This window comes from Streptomyces sp. NPDC005017, from assembly GCF_042873115.1.
Lineage (GTDB): Bacteria > Actinomycetota > Actinomycetes > Streptomycetales > Streptomycetaceae > Streptomyces.
On record NZ_JBIALD010000045.1, the window covers coordinates 1 to 16,315 of the forward strand.

13 protein-coding genes and 2 pseudogenes are annotated in these 16,315 nt (G+C 70.9%); 5 read left to right on the top strand and 10 right to left on the bottom strand.

Annotation, left to right across the window (positions count from 1 at the left end; translation table 11 throughout):
* Window positions 1–471: 471 nt before the first annotated feature.
* Window positions 472–954, bottom strand: coding sequence for a ferritin-like domain-containing protein (locus ACFYR0_RS36655; RefSeq protein WP_389338346.1), 483 nt, complete (start codon window positions 952–954; stop codon window positions 472–474).
* 101 nt (window positions 955–1,055) lie between these two features.
* On the opposite strand from ACFYR0_RS36655, the gene ACFYR0_RS36660 reads away from it, so the two are divergent.
* Complete coding sequence (locus ACFYR0_RS36660; RefSeq protein ID WP_389338349.1) at window positions 1,056–1,223, top strand: hypothetical protein; 168 nt, start codon at window positions 1,056–1,058, stop codon at window positions 1,221–1,223.
* Window positions 1,224–1,354: 131 nt separating this feature from the next.
* On the top strand, window positions 1,355–1,543 hold the full coding sequence (locus ACFYR0_RS36665) for a hypothetical protein (RefSeq protein ID WP_389338352.1): 189 nt from the start codon (window positions 1,355–1,357) through the stop codon (window positions 1,541–1,543).
* A 225-nt stretch (window positions 1,544–1,768) separates the two neighbouring features.
* Here ACFYR0_RS36665 and ACFYR0_RS36670 read toward each other — a convergent pair whose 3' ends face one another.
* Window positions 1,769–2,008: a hypothetical protein gene (locus ACFYR0_RS36670; protein WP_389338354.1), complete on the bottom strand. Its 240-nt coding sequence runs from the start codon at window positions 2,006–2,008 to the stop codon at window positions 1,769–1,771.
* A gap of 112 nt (window positions 2,009–2,120) precedes the next feature.
* Complete coding sequence (locus ACFYR0_RS36675) at window positions 2,121–2,561, bottom strand: MarR family winged helix-turn-helix transcriptional regulator (protein ID WP_389338356.1); 441 nt, start codon at window positions 2,559–2,561, stop codon at window positions 2,121–2,123.
* 70 nt (window positions 2,562–2,631) lie between these two features.
* On the opposite strand from ACFYR0_RS36675, the gene ACFYR0_RS36680 reads away from it, so the two are divergent.
* On the top strand, window positions 2,632–3,006 hold the full coding sequence (locus ACFYR0_RS36680) for a cupin domain-containing protein (protein ID WP_389338358.1): 375 nt from the start codon (window positions 2,632–2,634) through the stop codon (window positions 3,004–3,006).
* A 33-nt stretch (window positions 3,007–3,039) separates the two neighbouring features.
* On the opposite strand, the pseudogene ACFYR0_RS36685 reads toward ACFYR0_RS36680, so the two are convergent.
* Window positions 3,040–3,184: pseudogene (locus tag ACFYR0_RS36685) on the bottom strand (IS630 family transposase); the annotation flags it as partial.
* A 528-nt stretch (window positions 3,185–3,712) separates the two neighbouring features.
* Between ACFYR0_RS36685 and ACFYR0_RS36690 the strand changes: the two are divergent.
* Window positions 3,713–4,738, top strand: a complete 1,026-nt coding sequence (locus tag ACFYR0_RS36690; RefSeq protein WP_389338361.1) for a hypothetical protein — start codon at window positions 3,713–3,715, stop codon at window positions 4,736–4,738.
* Window positions 4,739–5,756: 1,018 nt separating this feature from the next.
* Here the strand turns inward: ACFYR0_RS36690 and ACFYR0_RS36695 are convergent.
* The 6 genes and pseudogenes from ACFYR0_RS36695 to ACFYR0_RS36720 form a co-directional block, all read right to left on the bottom strand.
* A complete protein-coding gene (locus ACFYR0_RS36695) occupies window positions 5,757–7,520 on the bottom strand; it encodes a S8 family serine peptidase (protein ID WP_389338364.1) in 1,764 nt (587 codons plus the stop codon).
* A gap of 484 nt (window positions 7,521–8,004) precedes the next feature.
* Window positions 8,005–9,429 carry an IS607 family element RNA-guided endonuclease TnpB gene (gene tnpB / locus ACFYR0_RS36700; RefSeq protein ID WP_389338367.1) on the bottom strand — a complete coding sequence of 475 codons (1,425 nt, stop codon included), beginning with the start codon at window positions 9,427–9,429 and terminating at the stop codon, window positions 8,005–8,007.
* Between the two features lie 26 nt (window positions 9,430–9,455).
* Window positions 9,456–10,031: an IS607 family transposase gene (locus tag ACFYR0_RS36705; RefSeq protein ID WP_389338370.1), complete on the bottom strand. Its 576-nt coding sequence runs from the start codon at window positions 10,029–10,031 to the stop codon at window positions 9,456–9,458.
* Window positions 10,032–10,187: 156 nt separating this feature from the next.
* Entirely contained in the window at window positions 10,188–12,869 is a 2,682-nt protein-coding gene (locus tag ACFYR0_RS36710) for a LuxR C-terminal-related transcriptional regulator (RefSeq protein ID WP_389338373.1), read from the bottom strand.
* A gap of 139 nt (window positions 12,870–13,008) precedes the next feature.
* A pseudogene (locus ACFYR0_RS36715) lies at window positions 13,009–13,116 on the bottom strand (transposase); the annotation flags it as partial.
* Window positions 13,117–13,711: 595 nt separating this feature from the next.
* Window positions 13,712–14,242 carry an ATP-binding protein gene (locus ACFYR0_RS36720; RefSeq protein ID WP_389338376.1) on the bottom strand — a complete coding sequence of 177 codons (531 nt, stop codon included), beginning with the start codon at window positions 14,240–14,242 and terminating at the stop codon, window positions 13,712–13,714.
* 482 nt (window positions 14,243–14,724) lie between these two features.
* Here ACFYR0_RS36720 and ACFYR0_RS36725 point away from each other — a divergent pair, with 482 nt between their 5' ends.
* The gene (locus ACFYR0_RS36725) at window positions 14,725–16,167 is read left to right on the top strand and encodes a helix-turn-helix domain-containing protein (protein WP_389338379.1); all 1,443 of its coding nucleotides are present in this window, start codon (window positions 14,725–14,727) and stop codon (window positions 16,165–16,167) included.
* The last annotated feature ends 148 nt before the right edge of the window (window positions 16,168–16,315 follow it).

A 16,315-nucleotide genomic window follows, 5' to 3' on the forward strand; every position in this document is an offset into this window, starting at 1 on the left:
GGTGGGGTGGGGGGGGGGGGGGGGGGGGGGGGGGGGGGGGTGGGGGGGGGGGGGGGGGGCGGGGCGGGGGGGGGGGGGCCGGGGGGGGGGGGGGGGGGGGGGGGCCGGCCCCCCGGGGGGCCCCCACCCCACTCGCACAAGAAGACTTCGACGCGGGTGGTTGGGAGAGATCGGGCGTATCGGGCGCACTGCAGGGTACGTGAGTGATGCATCGGCCCCGCAGGCCCAGCAGTGGAACCCTGCTCCTCCTGTCTGCGGGGCCGTTGCGCGCCGGACAGCCGAGCCGGCCGGCATGGTCGGCGAGCCGGCACAGGACCGAGCGGTGCTGCTCGGCTGCCGCAGGTGTAGCGGATGAGGGCCCGCTCAGCCGTCATCTGTCGTGGGGCACACGCCCCGCAAAACACAGCCGGCGAATCGACGAACGAAGAGGTCAGCCACCCCGAAGCCCCGCCGCCCAGGTCGAAGATCAAGCTAGTTGTCGATGTACCGGAACTCCGGTCCGTAGGTCTGGCCGTCGCCGCCCGGGACTTCGCGAAGCATCAGGCTCCGAGCCGGTCCCCTGAGGCCGGCCATCTTGAAGACGGCTGCGTCGAGGAGGCCGGTCGCCGTGTCCGGGTCATTGGCCTGCCAGGCGTCCTCCAGTAGGTCCAGCATCCGGCTGTACGCCTGGTTGCCCTGGTCCAGCAGGTCCTGTGTCTCGGCGTCGGGGGTCGGCTGTCCCGGCGCTGCCCAGCCGCCCTCGGGCACCGTGCCCATCGGGCGGGTGCCGGGCATCGTGATGGCGTTCCCGGTGAATTCCCACCGGTCCGGGTTCTCGGCGACCTTGACCAGCCTGCGGCCGTGGAAGAGCTCCTGGAAGACGTGGAAGTGGGCGAGCTCGTCGGCCACTCCGGGGTGCGGGTTCTGCGGCGAGGCGGAGGTGCCCTCGCCCTGCTCCTTGATCACCTCGATCATCGATGCTCTCGCCGCCCGCTATGCGCAGCCTTCAGCCGTGCTGACGACGTCGGCCTGCGCCGCCGGCTGCCGGCACGGCTGGAGGTCGCCGGCGCCCCCGCGTGGAACGCTACTGGCACCTGCTCGCCGCGATCAACGAATGGTTCGTGCCGCCCAGCCTGGCTCCGGTGTTCACGTGGTTCGCGCAGGCCCTGCGCGCCCGCACCGTGCAGCCGTCCCGCGTGGAGTGCTGTGTCAGGGGTTGTTGGGGGGTGGGTTGGTTCTTCTGATTCCTACGGCGAGTGTTGCGGCTCCGACTCCGGCTGTGACCAGGCCCGCGACCGAGGTGATGAGCGCAGGGAGGTCGGTTCCCGACCCGCCGGCGGCGGTGCTGTCGAGTTGCCCGACCAGTATGGTTTCGGTGACTGTCTGCGTCACGGGGGCGGGGGGCTCGGTGGGACCGGAGTCCTCTGGGCTGGCGGCGCTGGGGGAATTTGCGTCCCGGCTCTCGGTCGGGCTGCCGCTCGGCATGGCTGTCTGGCTGCTGCTCTCAGTGGCTGTGTGGTCGCTGGCCGGGCTGGTGGGCGGCAGTGTCGTGCTGTGCGGTTGATCGTCGCTGAGGGCGCTGAAGAGGACCGCGGCGAGCACGGCGATCCCCAGGCACAACAGGACAGCGCCGGCCCGCACCAGGCGTGATGATCGAGTCTGGCCGTGTTTTCGGCTGTCCCGCGACGGACGGTGCCCGGGTTCGCGGTGCATCACTCTTCCAGGGTGCGACACAGGCTCAGACCCTGCGAGACGACTGCGTCCGGGTGGCGCGGGCACGCAGGGCTGCTCAGGCCTCGACCGGCGTTCCGCGGCCAGGTGCCGGGCGGTTCACGCACCGCTCGACCGTGTTGCGGCGGCGGTACTGGGCCTTGTCGAAGGCCGGGGGCCGGCCACTGGCCTGTCTCCGGCGCTTGCGGTGGGCCCGCTGGTCACCGGGCTGGGCGATGGTGGCCTTGAGGCCACGCCGCCGCAGGCAGGCGCGGTTGTCGCGGCTGGAGTACTGGGTGCTCTGACCGGGAAGGTTCACCGGTCCGCCGAGGGCTCCGTACGGCAACTCGCGTGTCGTCTTCCACTTGACCGGTTGCCCTGGCGGACGGTTCGTTCACGGCCGGCGGTCTCCAGGGCGGTGGGCCATCGGCTCACCAGGCAGGGCGGATCGGTCCCGGCGGTGCAAGGAGTGTCAGGTCGGCGACGAGTTCGCTGAAGCGCGCCTGGCCCAGGACTTCTCGCCACGGTGCGACGGCAGCCCGGGCTGCCTGGTCGGCGGCGCGCGTGGCGGCCCAGCCGGTCTCGGTCAGCCCCAGGAGGCGGGCGCGGGCATCGTGCGGGTGCGGATGCCGCTCCACGTACCCCTTTCGGACCAGCTCCTCGACCAGTTGGGCGGCGGCCTGCTTGGTCACCCCCAGGTGCTCGGCCAGGTCGGCCGTGGTGGCGCCGCCCGCAGAAATGCGGGCGAAGGCGAAGCCGTGTGCGGGTCGTAGATCCTCGAATCCCTGCTGGGACACGCTGGTGTGGATTTCCTGCACCAGCTGTCCGGAGAGTGCCAGCACGAGTGCGGAGAAGGCCAGAGCGTCGTCCATGGACTTGACTATAACTCGTCAACACGCTTGTCTATATAGACAAGTAACTTGTCTAGATGGAGGTCGGAGCATGCCGTTCATCCGCAGTGACGAGGCCGTCGTACACGAGATCCACGGCGGCCGTTTCGTTTCGTACGTCCGTCCGGACACCGGCAGCCGCGACCTCGCCGCCTGGCGCGTCGAGATCCCGGCCGCAACGGCGGGGCCGACTCACACGATCAGCGACGAGGAGACCTTCTACGTCCTCTCCGGTCGCCTCCGACTCACCATCAACGGTGAGAGCGCCGAACTCCGCGCAGGTGACGCGGCAGTGGCACCCGCAGGCTCCGAACTGGCGGTCGCCAACACCACCGACCAACCCGCCCACATGTGGGTCACCACACGTGTCGGGCTCACCGCCAAACTGGCTGACGGCAACACCATCACACCGCCCTGGGCCCACTAGTGTGCTCGTGACCGCCTAGGTTCACCGGGTTCTTCAGGCCGCGGTGGCGAGGGGGCGTCCGCCCCAGCGGATGCCCTTCTCGCTTCGGACGCGGGCGCGTTCCTTGCGCTCGACGGCCAAGGACGTCGCGGTGGCGGCCGTTGGCGTCGCGCCACCGCACATGGGCGTGCAGGGCGCGGGCGTGCGGACGGGTCCAGGATCGCGAGCCTCGTCAGCGCTGCGGCCGGTACCGGGTCGGCTGCCTCCTCCCGCCGCGCCGCCCACGGGGGCCGGCGTCACGGCGGTGCGGGCAGGTCTGAGGTCGGGGACGTCGTCGGTGTCGGCGAGTGCGGCTGCGGGCGGGCTCCATCCCACCGTTACGTCGTCGGTGATCCGGCATCGGGTGGTGGTGAAGTACGCGGCCGTACAGGACGGCTGTCTGCGTCCGGCTGCCCGGCGCCGGACGCTTACGGCGTCGTCGGGCTGCTGGTCGGTCAGGGGCAGGGTGGTGTGGCTGCGGTGGAGGGCGGGGGCGGCCCGGTGGCGGCGCGGCTGCGGTTGTAGGCGATGGCCTCACCCGGGGTGGTCTCTGTCCCGGGTGCCTGCCGGCGGGCCGTCTGCCGGCGACGGACCGGCGGTAGGGCTCTGCCGGGTGGCGCCCGTGCCGGAACTCTTCGCGGGGCGGCCACGAGGGCCGTTGTCAGTGGTGGTTGGCAAGATTGCGGCCATGAATGTCACTCCTGTCACTCCGCCACGGCCGATCGACGTTGTCGCGGTCTTTCCCCAACTGGCCCCGCTGGCCCGCACGGCGACCCGCCTGCACCCCCGCCCTGGGGCGCCGACGTGGCACGACAGCTCCATCGGCGGGCCGCTGCTGTGGCCCGCCGAGGAAGCGTGGCCGCACTGCGAGGAACCGCATGAGGTGGACGGCGTCAACCCGGCCCTGTCCCCGGCGGATCTGCGGCTGGAACGAAGGATCTTCGCCGCCTCGCACGGCCGGGACCTGACTCCGGAGGAACGGCAGACTCTCGAGCGGATCCGGCCCCCTCAGAGGTATCCGGTGAGGCTGGCGGTCCAGTCGTACGACGGCCCCATGGCGATGCTGCCCCTCGCGCAGCTGTACGCACGGGATGTGCCCGACCTGAGCCCGCCGGAGGGTAAGGACCTGCTGCAGGTTCTGTGGTGCCCCTTCGATCATCCGATCATGCCCAGGACCCTGCTCTTCTGGCGTTCTGCGGCCGCCGTCACCGACATCCTCGACACGCCCCCCGAGCCGCCCGCAGTGCAGTTCGACGGCTATCTGCCGGAACCGTGCGTGCTCGAACCGGAGCAGATCACCGAGTACCCCGACCATCTGGAGCTGAGCGAAGAACTGCGGGAGCAACTCAGGCAGTGGAGTGTGCCGCAGGCGGCAGAGCAAGACATGGACCCGGACACGTACTACGACTGTGTGCTGTCCAACGCACCCGGCTGGAAGGTCGGCGGCTGGCCCGCCTGGAACTCCACCGACCCCAGCCCGCAGCCCTGCTCCGAGTGCGGCACCGGCATGGAGGTCCTGATGACCGTCGCCACGTTCGAGGAAGGGGACGACGGCGGGAACAGCTGGTCTCCGTCCCCCCACCCGGGTGCTGGACCGTACCCCGGCCACCGCGGCTACAACGCGACCGGGGTCCAGATAGGCAGCGGCTACCGGCAGCATCTGTTCGTCTGCCCGGCCAAGCCCGAGCATCCGCACATCGAGTTGATGACGTAGCCCGTCCGCAGTGTGCAGCCGGGGCGTCACGGTGCGGGCATGCCGTGACGCCGGATGTCCGCGAGGCTCAGGGTCCCGGACAACCGACGGATTTCGTTGACCTGCAGGAACGTGACCTCCGACGCGTGGAGTTGCCGCGCAGGTGAGCCCGCATTCCCTTCACGAGGATCGGTAGACGAACGTAGCCACATCCTGACGGTGCCCGACCCGCCCATGCCTGCGCTTCGTCACTCGGTGAGGCCCATTTCGTCGGTACCTCGGGTATTCCGGGAGTTCCAATACCCGTACCCACCGTTACGCCTCGCCTGCGAGCGGTTGAAACAGGAGTTCATCTCCGCGGCCAGGTTCGATGCCGCAGGTGAACGACTCCAGGCACTTGCGCCGGACAGTGCGCTGTCCGACGTGGCGTGGATGAAGGAGCAGATGAACCGCGCCAGGGTCACTTTCCGAACGGCTACCGCGAAGAGCGGCGCACACAGATGTACGCCGACGTCACCCGCGCCCTGCGCGACCTCGACCGGGCAGGGAAGCCCATCAACATGAGCCGGGTCGCAGCCGAGGCAGGAGGGTCCCGGCAGTGGCTCTACGACAGCTGGTTCCGCGAGGAGATTGAACGCCTACGCCGACGTCGCACGCGGAACCCCCCGAAGACCCGGCCCATCGGCGGGGCATCGAGCGAGGCGTCCCTACGGGCGTGGATCGAGGCGCTGCGCCGGCGGCTCAGAGAGGTTCGAGAAGAGAACGCCGGACTCCGGCAGGAACTGGCCGGAGCACTCGGGCTGCTGCGGGATTCACCCCGAAGACGTCAGGCCGACTGTTCCTTCAGGCGTCGCCAGACTCAGATACAGGTTCGGGGCCGGTCATCCTGTGGAAGTGGTTCCTGTCCCGCTCGCCGCGCACTTGAGGGCTGGTCATGTCGCCCTCGGTGGTGGGGCTGCCGTGGCGGAGACGGCGGGCGGGCCTGCCGATGCCTCTGCGACATCGGCAGGCCCTGACTCGTCCTGTCGGAGCGGATCCGTCAGAAGGTAAGGCTCCAGGAGTCGATGTAGCCGGTGTCGCCGCTGTAGTTGTCGGTCACGCGCAGCTTCCAGGTACCGTCGGCGAGGACGCTGGAGGCGTCGACCGTGAACGTGGTGATGACGTTGTCCGCGCTGTCGCTCGTGCCGAAGTCCTTGAGCAGGGCGGAGGCGCCGTTCGGGGCAACGATCTCGATCTTGAGGTCACCGCGGTAGGTGTGCTTGATGTCGACGTCGATCCTGAGGGCGGCGGGGGCGTAGCCGCCGACGCCGCTGACCGGGATGGACGAGGTGACGGTGGTGTTGTCCAGGATGCTCACGTTGGCGGTGTTGGTGAAGACGTCGCCGGTGGGCGTTCCTCCGCTGCCCGCGCCGAGGGTGGCCGCCGCGTCGGCGAGGCCGGCTCCACAGCCGCCGGAGCAGGAACCGGGCAGGGTGCGGGCGTTGGCCTTGATCGCGCTTTCGACCTGGGCCGGGGTCACGGACGGGTTCGCCTGGTACATCAGGGCGGCGAGGCCGGCGATGTGCGGGGCGGCCATGCTGGTGCCCTGGTAGGCCTCGTAGTTCTCGCTGACCGGGCCGCGGGCGCCGCTGTTCAGCGTGGACCAGATGCCGTTGGCGGAGCTGACCGCGGTATCGCCGCCGGGGGCGGTGATGTCGACGACGGTGCCGTAGTTGGAGTAGGAGGCGCGGTTGCCCTCACGGTCGGAGGCGGCCACGGTGATGACGTTGTTGCAGTTGGCCGGGTTGAAGTTGGCCGCGTTGGCGTTGCTGTTGCCGGCCGCGACGACGACGGTCGTGCCACGGTTCACGGCGGCGTTGATGGCGCTCTGCGTGCCCGCGTCGCAGGTACCGCTGCCGCCGAGGCTCATGTTGATGACGTCGGCGGGGTTGGGGTTGGCCGGCGCGCCCGCGACGTAGCCGCCGGAGGCCCAGGTGATGCCGTCCATGATGTCGGCGGTCGTGCCGCCGCACTTGCCGAGCACGCGTACGGGCTGGACGGTCGCGTTGTACGCGATGCCGGCGATGCCCTTGCTGTTGTTGGTGGTTGCGGCGATGGTCCCGGCCACGTGGGTGCCGTGCCAGGAACTGTCGTAGTTCCGGTCGGGGTAGTTGTTGCCGCACTCGCCCTGCAGCATCCAGTCGCCGGGGTCGGCGGCGTTGCTGTCGCGGCCTCCGCCGTCGTTGGCCATGAACGGGTCGGAGATGAAGTCGTACCCGGCGATCATCCTCGACGCGAGGTCGGAGTGGGCGACGTAGCCGGTGTCGATGACGGCGACCTTGACGCCCTGGCCGGTGGCCTTGTCCCAGGCACCCGGCACTCTCATCCCGGCCGTCGCCTCGAAGAGGTCCCACTGACGGTTGTACTCGGTGTCGTTCGGGGTCACGGCCGCGGCGTACATCCGACGGTCCGGGACGACGTACGCGACGTCCGGGTCGGCCTGGAAGGCGGCCATGACGTCCTGGGTGTCCTTCTTGCCCAGATCCCCGCCGAGGTCGACCAGGGCGGCTCCCGTGCCGAGACGGCGGTCGAAGTCGAGCGACTCGCCGGCCTTCTCGCCCTTGGCCTCGGCGTCCTTGGCCGCCGCGGCGTCTGACTGCGCTTCGGTGGTCATCGACTTGTAGCCGACGATGAGACGCTCGACGGGCGCCTCCACGGCCGGGGTTGTGGGGGCGGCCCCGGGTGCCGCCGGGGCATCGGTGTTCGGCGCGGCGACCGAGGTGGCGACGCCGGTACACAGAAGTGCGGTGGCGGTTGCCGCCATGAGCGATATGCGGATGCGCTGGGATCCGTACAAGGCAGTACCTCTCGAGGGTCTGGCCCGGCGGCGCGACCGAGCCCTGGATCGGTTCGGTGCATGACAAGCCGGGGTCTTCCTGTGGCCGCGTGCAGGAGGCTGGGGAGAAGAGGGCGGCCTGTGACACGGCAGCCGAAGGAGCCCCGATGCGAGCACTGTGGGGAGGTACTCGTGTCCGGATGTCGGGGGCCACGGTGGGACACGATCGACCGGGCGGGCCGAGGGCATCCGCACACGGCCCCTTCGGCCGCGCATGTCACTGGTCGCTCCGACCCGCCCACATGTGTCCGCTGCGATGCGTGTCAGGGCGACCAGTTGGCAGGGAACCTACGGCCGGAAGTGCTGGTGCGCCTATCCGGATGAGCTGCGCTACGGATACGTGAATAACCGTTGCTGAGAGCCTCAGTGGCTCTCAGCCTTCCGGGTATTTCGGCCCGGAAGGTCCGTCACGTCACCAAAGCGTGAGGGCTTCGGTTTGAGGACGGTCTCTCGTTTCCGTCTGCCGCTGGTGCGGCAGGGTTGCGCCACCTGCCCGCCCCGCCTGCGCCGTGCGGCTACGGCGGGTGGTGCGGGTCTTGCGGTCGGCTCCACGAGGCTTCGACACCGCCGGGGCGGTGTCCTGGTCTCCGGCCACTCCGGTACCAGTTACTGCGGCCGCCGCGAGGGCGGCGAGGTTGAGCGCGGCATTGGCGTCCCGGTCGATGACCAGGCGGCAGGCGTCGCATGCGTAGGTCCGGATGTGCAGCGGCAGCTTGGCTTTCACCGCGCCGCACCCGGAGCAGGTCTTGGAGGAGGGGAACCAGCGGTCGGCGGCCAGGAGGCGGCAGCCGTTGCGCCGCACCTTGTAGTGGAGCTGGCGGCGGATCTCCCCGAACCCGGCGTCGGCGATGCGGCGGGCCAGGCGCCGGCTGCGGAGCATTCCCGCGACGTTGAGGTCCTCGACCACGACGGTGCCGTACTCGCCGGCCACGGCGGTGGTGAGCTGGTGCAGGGCGTCGGCGCGCAGGTTCGCCACCCGGTGATGGACCCGGTTGCGGGCCGCGTTGGCCTTCTCCCACCGCTTCGAAGGCTGCTGCCCGGTGCGCCGGTCGGGACCGCGGCGGCGGGAGACCGTCCGGGAGGCGCGGCGCAGGCGCTTGAGCGCGCCGTCCAGATACCGCGGGTTGGCCACGGTGCGAATCTCTCCGGCACTGTCGGCCATCACCGCGAGCGTCTTGATCCCGAGGTCGATGCCGACCGCGGCGTCCGGACGGGCGACCCGGGCGAGGTCGCGCTTCACCTCGGCCTGCAAGGAGGCCAGCCACCTGCCGCGTTCGTGCCGCACGGTCGCGGACAGGATGCGGGCCGTCCCGGCCTGGACGCGCGCGAGGAGCTTCCCGGTGGGCTCATGCGTGCGGATGGTGCCGAGGCGGGGCAGGGTGACGTGCCGGCCGTCGGTGTCGACGCGGATGGTGCCGGTGGTGAACCGGCAGGCCGGGCGATCCTTCCGCTTCGACTTGAACCGCGGCGCGCCCATGCGGGCCCCCTTGCGCCTGCCGTTCTTGGACTTCGCGTAGTTGTCGAAGGCGGCCGACGCGTTCGCCAGGCCGGTGCAGTACGCCTCCTTGGAGTTCTCCTGCCACCAGGCGGCGAACCGCGGGTCGGTGTGCTTGGCGGCGTTGAACGCCTTCCGCAGCGCGGGCAGCGACCACGGCCGCCACTTTGTGAGCCCCGCCTCGGGGATGCCGTACGACTCCTCGGCCCTGCGCTGCCACCACGAGGCGGTGACCCAGGCGATGGCCCAGTTGTACGCGGCCCTGGCGGCGCCGCAGTGCGAGCGCAGCGCGCGCTCCTGCCCGGCGTTCGGGTCCAGTGCGAACCGGTACGCCTGCACCACGCACCCTGGCTGCGGCCGGAACCTCTTCACCCGGCGTCCTCGCCGGTCGCCACGGCCACCGCACGCTCGGCCCGGCTCTTCGCACCACGGCGCCCGTACAGCCGGGCGCACATCGAGGTGAGGGCTTCGGTGATGTCCCGGATGAGGTCGTCGGTGGTCTCGGCGGCATCGAGGACGACCAGGCGCCGTCCGGAGGCCGAGAGGACCGCTTCGAGGTGCTCGACGCCGAACCGGGCCAGCCGGTCACGGTGCTCGACCACGATCACCGCCGCCTGCGGGTCGGCCAGCAGCCGGTACAGCTTGCGCCGGCGCCCGTTCGGTCCCGACCCGGCCTCGGTCACGATCTCGGCGATCGGCAGGCCGAGCCCGGTGGCTCCTTGGACCACGCGGGCGATCTGCCGGTCGAGGTCGGCTTTCCGGTCTGCCGAGGAGACCCGGCAGTACGCCACCACCCGCCCGGACGGCTGGACGGCGGGTTCGTCGACCAGCCACGTACCGGACGGCGTCTGGCGGACCGGGACCGGCATACGGCCCTCTTTCGCCCACGTCCACGCGGTCTGGTAGTGCACGCCGTTGCGTGCCGCCCACTCGGAAAGCTTCACACGATCACAATAGCAGCAGAGAAAGGCTGAGATTCACTGATGGAACACGCAACAGTCGGTAGCCCACCGTCCGCCGCGTGACGATTCCGGTTACCCGCTGTTCGGGGTGCCGGTCAAGGAGGCCGACGTCGGCGATGTGTCGATGAGCGCAGCCAGTTACCTTCTCGATGTGGTGCCCAGTTTGCGCATCGCCCGTGCGACGTGCTGCTCGACCGTCCGCGGTGAGAGGTGGAGCGTCGTCGCTATCTCCCGATTCGTCAGACCGGAGCCTGCCAGTTCGGCCACCTCATGCTCACGCGGCGACAGTCGGTCGCCGTACGAGGGGCGCCCCGGCTGGCGCGCCGCCTCCTTGACCGGCTGGTGCGAGCGGAGCAGGGCGCGGGCCCGGGCGGCGTCCCACACGGCCCCGAGGTCGGTGAACTGTCCTATGCAGTCGATCAGGTCCGCCACGGCCCGCGGCGTCTCCCCCGCGTCCCCGGCCTCCGCGCTCCGGCCGGCCGCATCGGTGTCGTCGGCGGCTCCCAGGGCGCATCGGCCCGCGGCTTCAGCGGTCAGGGCCTGCAAGTACGGGCTCGGCACCGACGCGTAGACGGCGGACGCCTCCCGGTACAGCGGGCCGGCCTCCGACAGCCGCCCCTCCACCTCGGCCAGGGCCGCACGACACCAGATCGCCGCCCCTGCCGCCACGGGGGCGTCGCGGTCTCCGACTCCCGCGGCGAACTCGCCGATCAACTGCTTCGCCGCCCCGTGGTCGTCCGAACGGGCGAGCGCCTCGACAGCCCAGGGTGCCAGGTCCGCCGCCCACACCCAGATCTTCTTCTGCCGAGCCCTCGCCCACGCCTCGCGTGCCTCCTGGGCGGCGGCGGACACTTCCCCGCGAGCCAGCGCCAGCCGGATCAGCGCACCCGAGGTGGCGGCGGCGAGCGGCGGCGCAGCCTGGTCGCGGGGTACGGAATCGCCGCCGAGCCACGACAGCGCCGCGTCCCATTCTCCTCCGGCAAGCGCCAACAGCCCGCGCACCAATCGGGCGTCAGCACTGATCACCGGCATGGCCTCGGTGGAAGCCACGAAGCTCTCACACCGTTCCGCCAGGCCGCCCCAGCGCCCGGTGACCCAGTCGAGCCTCAGCCTTGTACCGAGTGCCGTGTGTGCGGTGTACGGGGCGCCGCTTTTGTCGGACAGTTCGATCCCCTCGGTGAGCAGTTCCAGTGCCCGCTGCGGATGGCCGAGCCATACAGCGGAGTCCGCCGCGTTGCACAGGCCGCGAGCCGCGTGCAGCCGGGACCGGGGGTCGGCGGTGTCCGTGGGCAGTGCCTCGGCGAGTTCCCATGCCTGGTGGTCTCCGCAACTCATCGCGAGGCTTGCACGGTTGGCGGCCACCGCCGAGCGTGCCACGTCGTCACCGCTCTTCTCGGCCGCTCTGGCCGCTTCCGCCAGCCACTCCCGGTGAACGTCGACGGAGAACCTGGGCCAGTGGGGCATGACCAGGGCGGACATGGCCCGGGCGGCGAGGTCGGGCCTGTCTTCCCACAGTTCCGCAGCCGCCCGCTCCAGCTCCTGCCAGCCCCTGTCGTTCATGCCGAGCTGGTTGCACAGCAACAACCCCAGGTCGAGACGGAGCTCCCCCCGAACAGCGGCGGGGAGAGCCGTGTCCTCGATGATCTGGGTCAGCGCCTGCACCGTCTGGTCGGAGCGCAGTCCGACGACGGCACTGCGCGCCAGTATCGGGGCGAGCCGTGCTCGCATCCCGGGAGGTACGGCCGGAGTCGCGAGGGTGTTCTCCAGAAGGGTCACGGCCTCTTGATGCCGTCCCGCCTCGGCCGCCTCCTCCGCGGCCCGCTCGACGGCCCGCAGCCAGCCGCGCAGCCGCCCGCCGGCCCTGCGGTGCCTGGCCACCGACGCCCACGGGACGGGCCGACGGTGCCCGAGCACGTCCGCCGCCCTCGAATGCAGCTCCTGCCGCACAGGGCCGGCCACGGTCTCACGCACGGCGTCGCCGGCGAGCGGCACGGGCAGGCCGTAGCCGTCGCTCCACTCGGTGAGGGCCGCACCGGCCAGTGCGGCGAGCAGCGCCTGCCTGCCGGCGGAACGGTCGAGTCCGGAGACGGCGATCAGTTCATCGCGGCCGACGGGCTCAGCCAGGACTGCCGCGGCCCACACGATCGGCCGGTGCTGCGGCAACAGCCCAGCGGTCCTGCCCAGGCTCAGGTCGGCCAGCCGGACGGGCACGCCCGCGGCATCGACGTCGGCGGCCGTGCACCACCGCCCGGTGCTCTCCCGGAGCACCACAAGCAGATCGTCCACCACCTGCGGCATACCGCCGGAGCGTTCGTGGAGACGCGTCACCGCCTCGTCGGTGCAGCGGTCGCCGAGCGCGGCGGCGGCGACCCGGCGGACCTCATCGGTGTTCCACGGCCGGATATGATGCCGCAGAACGGTCAACCCCGAGGGATAGCGGGGCGGGACGGTGCCCAGCGGCAGGCCGGGGTCGGCAAGTTCCTCAGGGCGGTAGGTGAGGACGGCCGCCAGACCGGGCCGCGGTCGTTCCAGCAGAGCACGGATCATGCCGAGTTCCTCCGCGTCCGCCCGGTGGACGTCCTCCACGGCGACCAGCACGGGCCCGTCCACGGGCAGCTCCAGCGGCGCAGCCGACTCGCCGCACACCCGTCGCAGACAGCTGACCCGGTGGGCCTCCGCGAGCACGACCAACTCCTGGACAAGGCTGGTCTTCCCCGTGCCGGCAACGCCCTCGACCAGAACGACCACCGGAGTCGAGTCGTCACCCACGAGCGTGCGCCGCAGCCGACGGCTCCAAAAGGATTCGTCTCCCGTCACCATGCCGCCCATCCTCCGACATTCTGTAGGAATGACTGGTTCAGCCTGATCTAGCGCGGAACCCCGGGCGTTGGCGCCCGGGAGGAAGCGCTTCTCTGGATCGCTCTGACCCGCGGGGACCCACGGGCCTGCACTGTTGACCTCAGCCAGGTCGCTTCTGGTTCTCGATGTACTCCCTGATGATCTCCAACGGTGCTCCGCCGCACGAGGCGGCGAAGTACGAATTGACGAGGAGCTTCTCAGTAGAAGGTCACAGGGCGGCGACGAAGTCGGATCCGTACAGGCCGAGAGACGCGCGCCTTCGAGCCCTCGGTTCAGAACACGGGCCGACGGCTCATGCCGGCGAGTCGCGGTCATCACCGTTGCGCCCGAACGGAGAGCCCTCTGGGAGACCGCCCCTTCTGATCTCGGCGCAACTCGCCTTCCCCAACGCCGACATCAGCCGCATGCCCGGGGTCCCGCCGAGCCGGCTGAGCACGACGATCACGCTCGGTACCTCCGGCTCCTCAGGGAGGTTCGGGTTGCCCCCTCGGGCAGTGTCGGTGGCGTCGGTGTGCTGCTGACACGGCATGAATGGTCCCGGTCGGCGCCCGCCGCCGGGCACGTGAGCCCACGAGCGGTCGTGGGCTACGGAGGAAGAAGGCGCGGACGGGGGAAGAAGGCTCGCGGCGGCGCACAGGGCCTGGATCGCCTTCGGGAACGAGATCGGGTTCTCCGTGGTCATCCGCGGAGCCACCGATCGGGGGTGGGAGGCCGGGTGAGCGAGACGCACGAGTCAGTGGAGGAGCCCGGTGGCCGTGCGAAACCGTCGGCCGCGTCGGACGAGCAGTCCGTGGCGGTGCCGGTCAAGGCTCCGGGCGAACATCTGTCCCGGCCCCTCTGGCGCCCTGCAGGGCGATCACGGCCCGCACGATCGTGCCGTCGGCTGAGCACCGTACGGACCTGGTCACGCAGTACGCGTCCACCAGCGTGAGTCCACGACCGAACGCGGCGTCCATGTCGACCGCCTCGCGGCGCGACACGCGCCGCTCTCGCCATTGTCCGCGGTCGCCCACCTCCACAGTCAACGAGGTGTCGTCCGCCTCGAAGCTCATGGTGAGGTCAGGGCTGCCGCTGTGCAGCACCACATTGGTCGCCAGTTCGCTGACGACCAGAGTGAGCGCCTCCTCCACCGCTTCGGACAGTCGGCAGGCGCGAGCAACCGTCTGGGCGAGTCGGCGCAACCGGGGCACGGCAGCAGACGTCGTCGGCCAGCCGGTCACGGCCAGGAAACGCCCGAAGCAGGGTGAGACGCGCTCATACCGTTGCCCTTCCATCGGCAACTCGGGCGGAGCGGGGAAGACGCCTAAGGGTTTCGGACTCATCACGCTTCTCACACGGGACTCCTGCCTGCGCGGCCGGCCCAGGCAGCGGCTGGGCCCCCTCGGCCCAGCGGCCGGGAGTGGCCTTACGTGCTCCACGGTGCCCAGTGGCCGGATCCCGTCACAATCAGGGCAGCGTAAGTACGGATACGTAAACAAGCCGGTGCTACTCGTGAATGCGGCATGACGAATCGTTGAAACGTCCCCTGCGATCGCGGGCACCGGGAGCCTGAGACGTGAGTGCTGTCGCGGCTCCGAGCGGACCGGGGCGAACCTCGCCGGGGGCCCGAGAGGCCCGTCCACGTGCGCCGACAGCATCTGAGCAGCGCTGTCCCGGCAGGGAGGGTTCTGTCCGCGGAGTCACGTCCGCGGACAGTGGCGCACTGACGGGCACGCGGTGCCCCCGCCCCTCTTCGCGGAACGCAACCACGTCGTGCCCCTGGCACCTATCATCGCGGCGCGGCCCTGGCGACACGCCGACCCCGACAGGAGTGGTCATGCCCGTCAACGGAACAAGCTTCCAGCAGCCCGGTGGTGAGGGCGGTGACGCGGCGGCGCCGTGGGCGGAGTTCGGGCAGCAGGTGAAGTACCTCCGCCGACGGTCAGGTCTGACCCAGCGACAGCTCGGTGAGCGGGTCGGCTACCACCACAGTCTGATCAGCAGGTGGGAGAGCGGCACGCGTGAGCCCATGCCCGGTGCCGTGGACAGTCTGGAGCGGGCCCTCGACGCGCACGGGACGCTGTCACGGCTCGTCGCGCGGCCCCCGGCACATCTGGGACCGGTGCGGCAGGGAAACTTGGGCGCCGGCTTCTTCTCGCCCCTGCCGGGCAGCGTGTGGCGGCATCAGATACCGGCGTCCCTGGAAGGCGGCTGGCCGGCCCTGCTGCCCCAGGGTACGTGTCCCCTGCACGCCCAGAGCGTCTGTGACGTGCCGTCCTTCGGAGAACTGCCCCTGCTGCTGGGCCGGATGCGAGCGGCGGGCATGACCGCCGCGCCGCCTTCGGCGGATCCCGAGGTGCTCCATGTCCTGATCGCTCTGCTGCTCCGGTGCGAACGGACCGCTGCGTACTCGACCTCGAGCACGTTGCTCGGCACGGTGGAGCACGTCCTGGGCGACCTCGTCGCCTGGGCCGGGGCGGCCGACGCGGCAGGGCGGTCCGCTGCCGTGCCGCTGCGGCTGGCCGCGCACTTCGCCCAGCTCGCCGGTCGGCTGCGGATGCACTGGGGGCAGGGAGCGCTGGCGATGGCGTGGGTCTGCCACGGGTTGCGTTGGGCCGAGGCGGGCGGCGACGTAGGAGTGCAGGCGACACTGATGACGGATCAGTGCACGCTCGCCAGGCTCGACGGCGACGGCGCCTCCTCGCTGTTGTACGCGCGGGCCATCGGCACGCTCGGTGCGGGGCGTGGCTGGATCACCACGTTGTCACACATGTACCAGGCCCGCGGTCACGCGGTGCTCGGTGACGGGGCGGAGAGCAGGCGGCAGGCGGATCTGAGCCGTCGGCGTCTGGAGCGGCTGGACGAACGTGATCTGGCCGAGGCGCCCTGGCTGGCCGCCGGCCAGGGGCAGTTGCGCATGGAGGCCACGGTCGCCGGCGGGTTGCGGGACCTGGCCGCGGTCACCGGCGACCGGGCGACCGCCCGCAGCGCGGCCCGCTCCGCGGCGCGGGCACTGGAGCAACTGCCGGACGGGATGCTGCCCACACAACTGCTGCTGACGGTACGGCTCGCGGACTCGCACGCCTGCGCGGGCGACCTGGACGCCGCGCTCGAGCTGGCGGGGACGGTGGTGGACCAGGCCGCGTCGGCCCGACGGCGGACCATCTCACAGGAGTTGGAGGGACTGCGGGCCCGTCTCTTCGGAGTCTGGGGCGGGCTGCGCGAGGTGCGCGAGTTCGATGAGCGGATGCGGACCGCCATGGGCGCGTCGTCGCTCTGAGGCATCCCGAGGTCGGACCGCACGGCCGGTTCGAAGCCGGTCGGAAGGAGAACGGACGAGCGCTCCGGCCGTGCGCGCACGGCCGGCCACCGGAAGCGTCGGGGCCGGCCACTCCATCCTGTACGCGCACGGCCGGCCACCCGGGTCT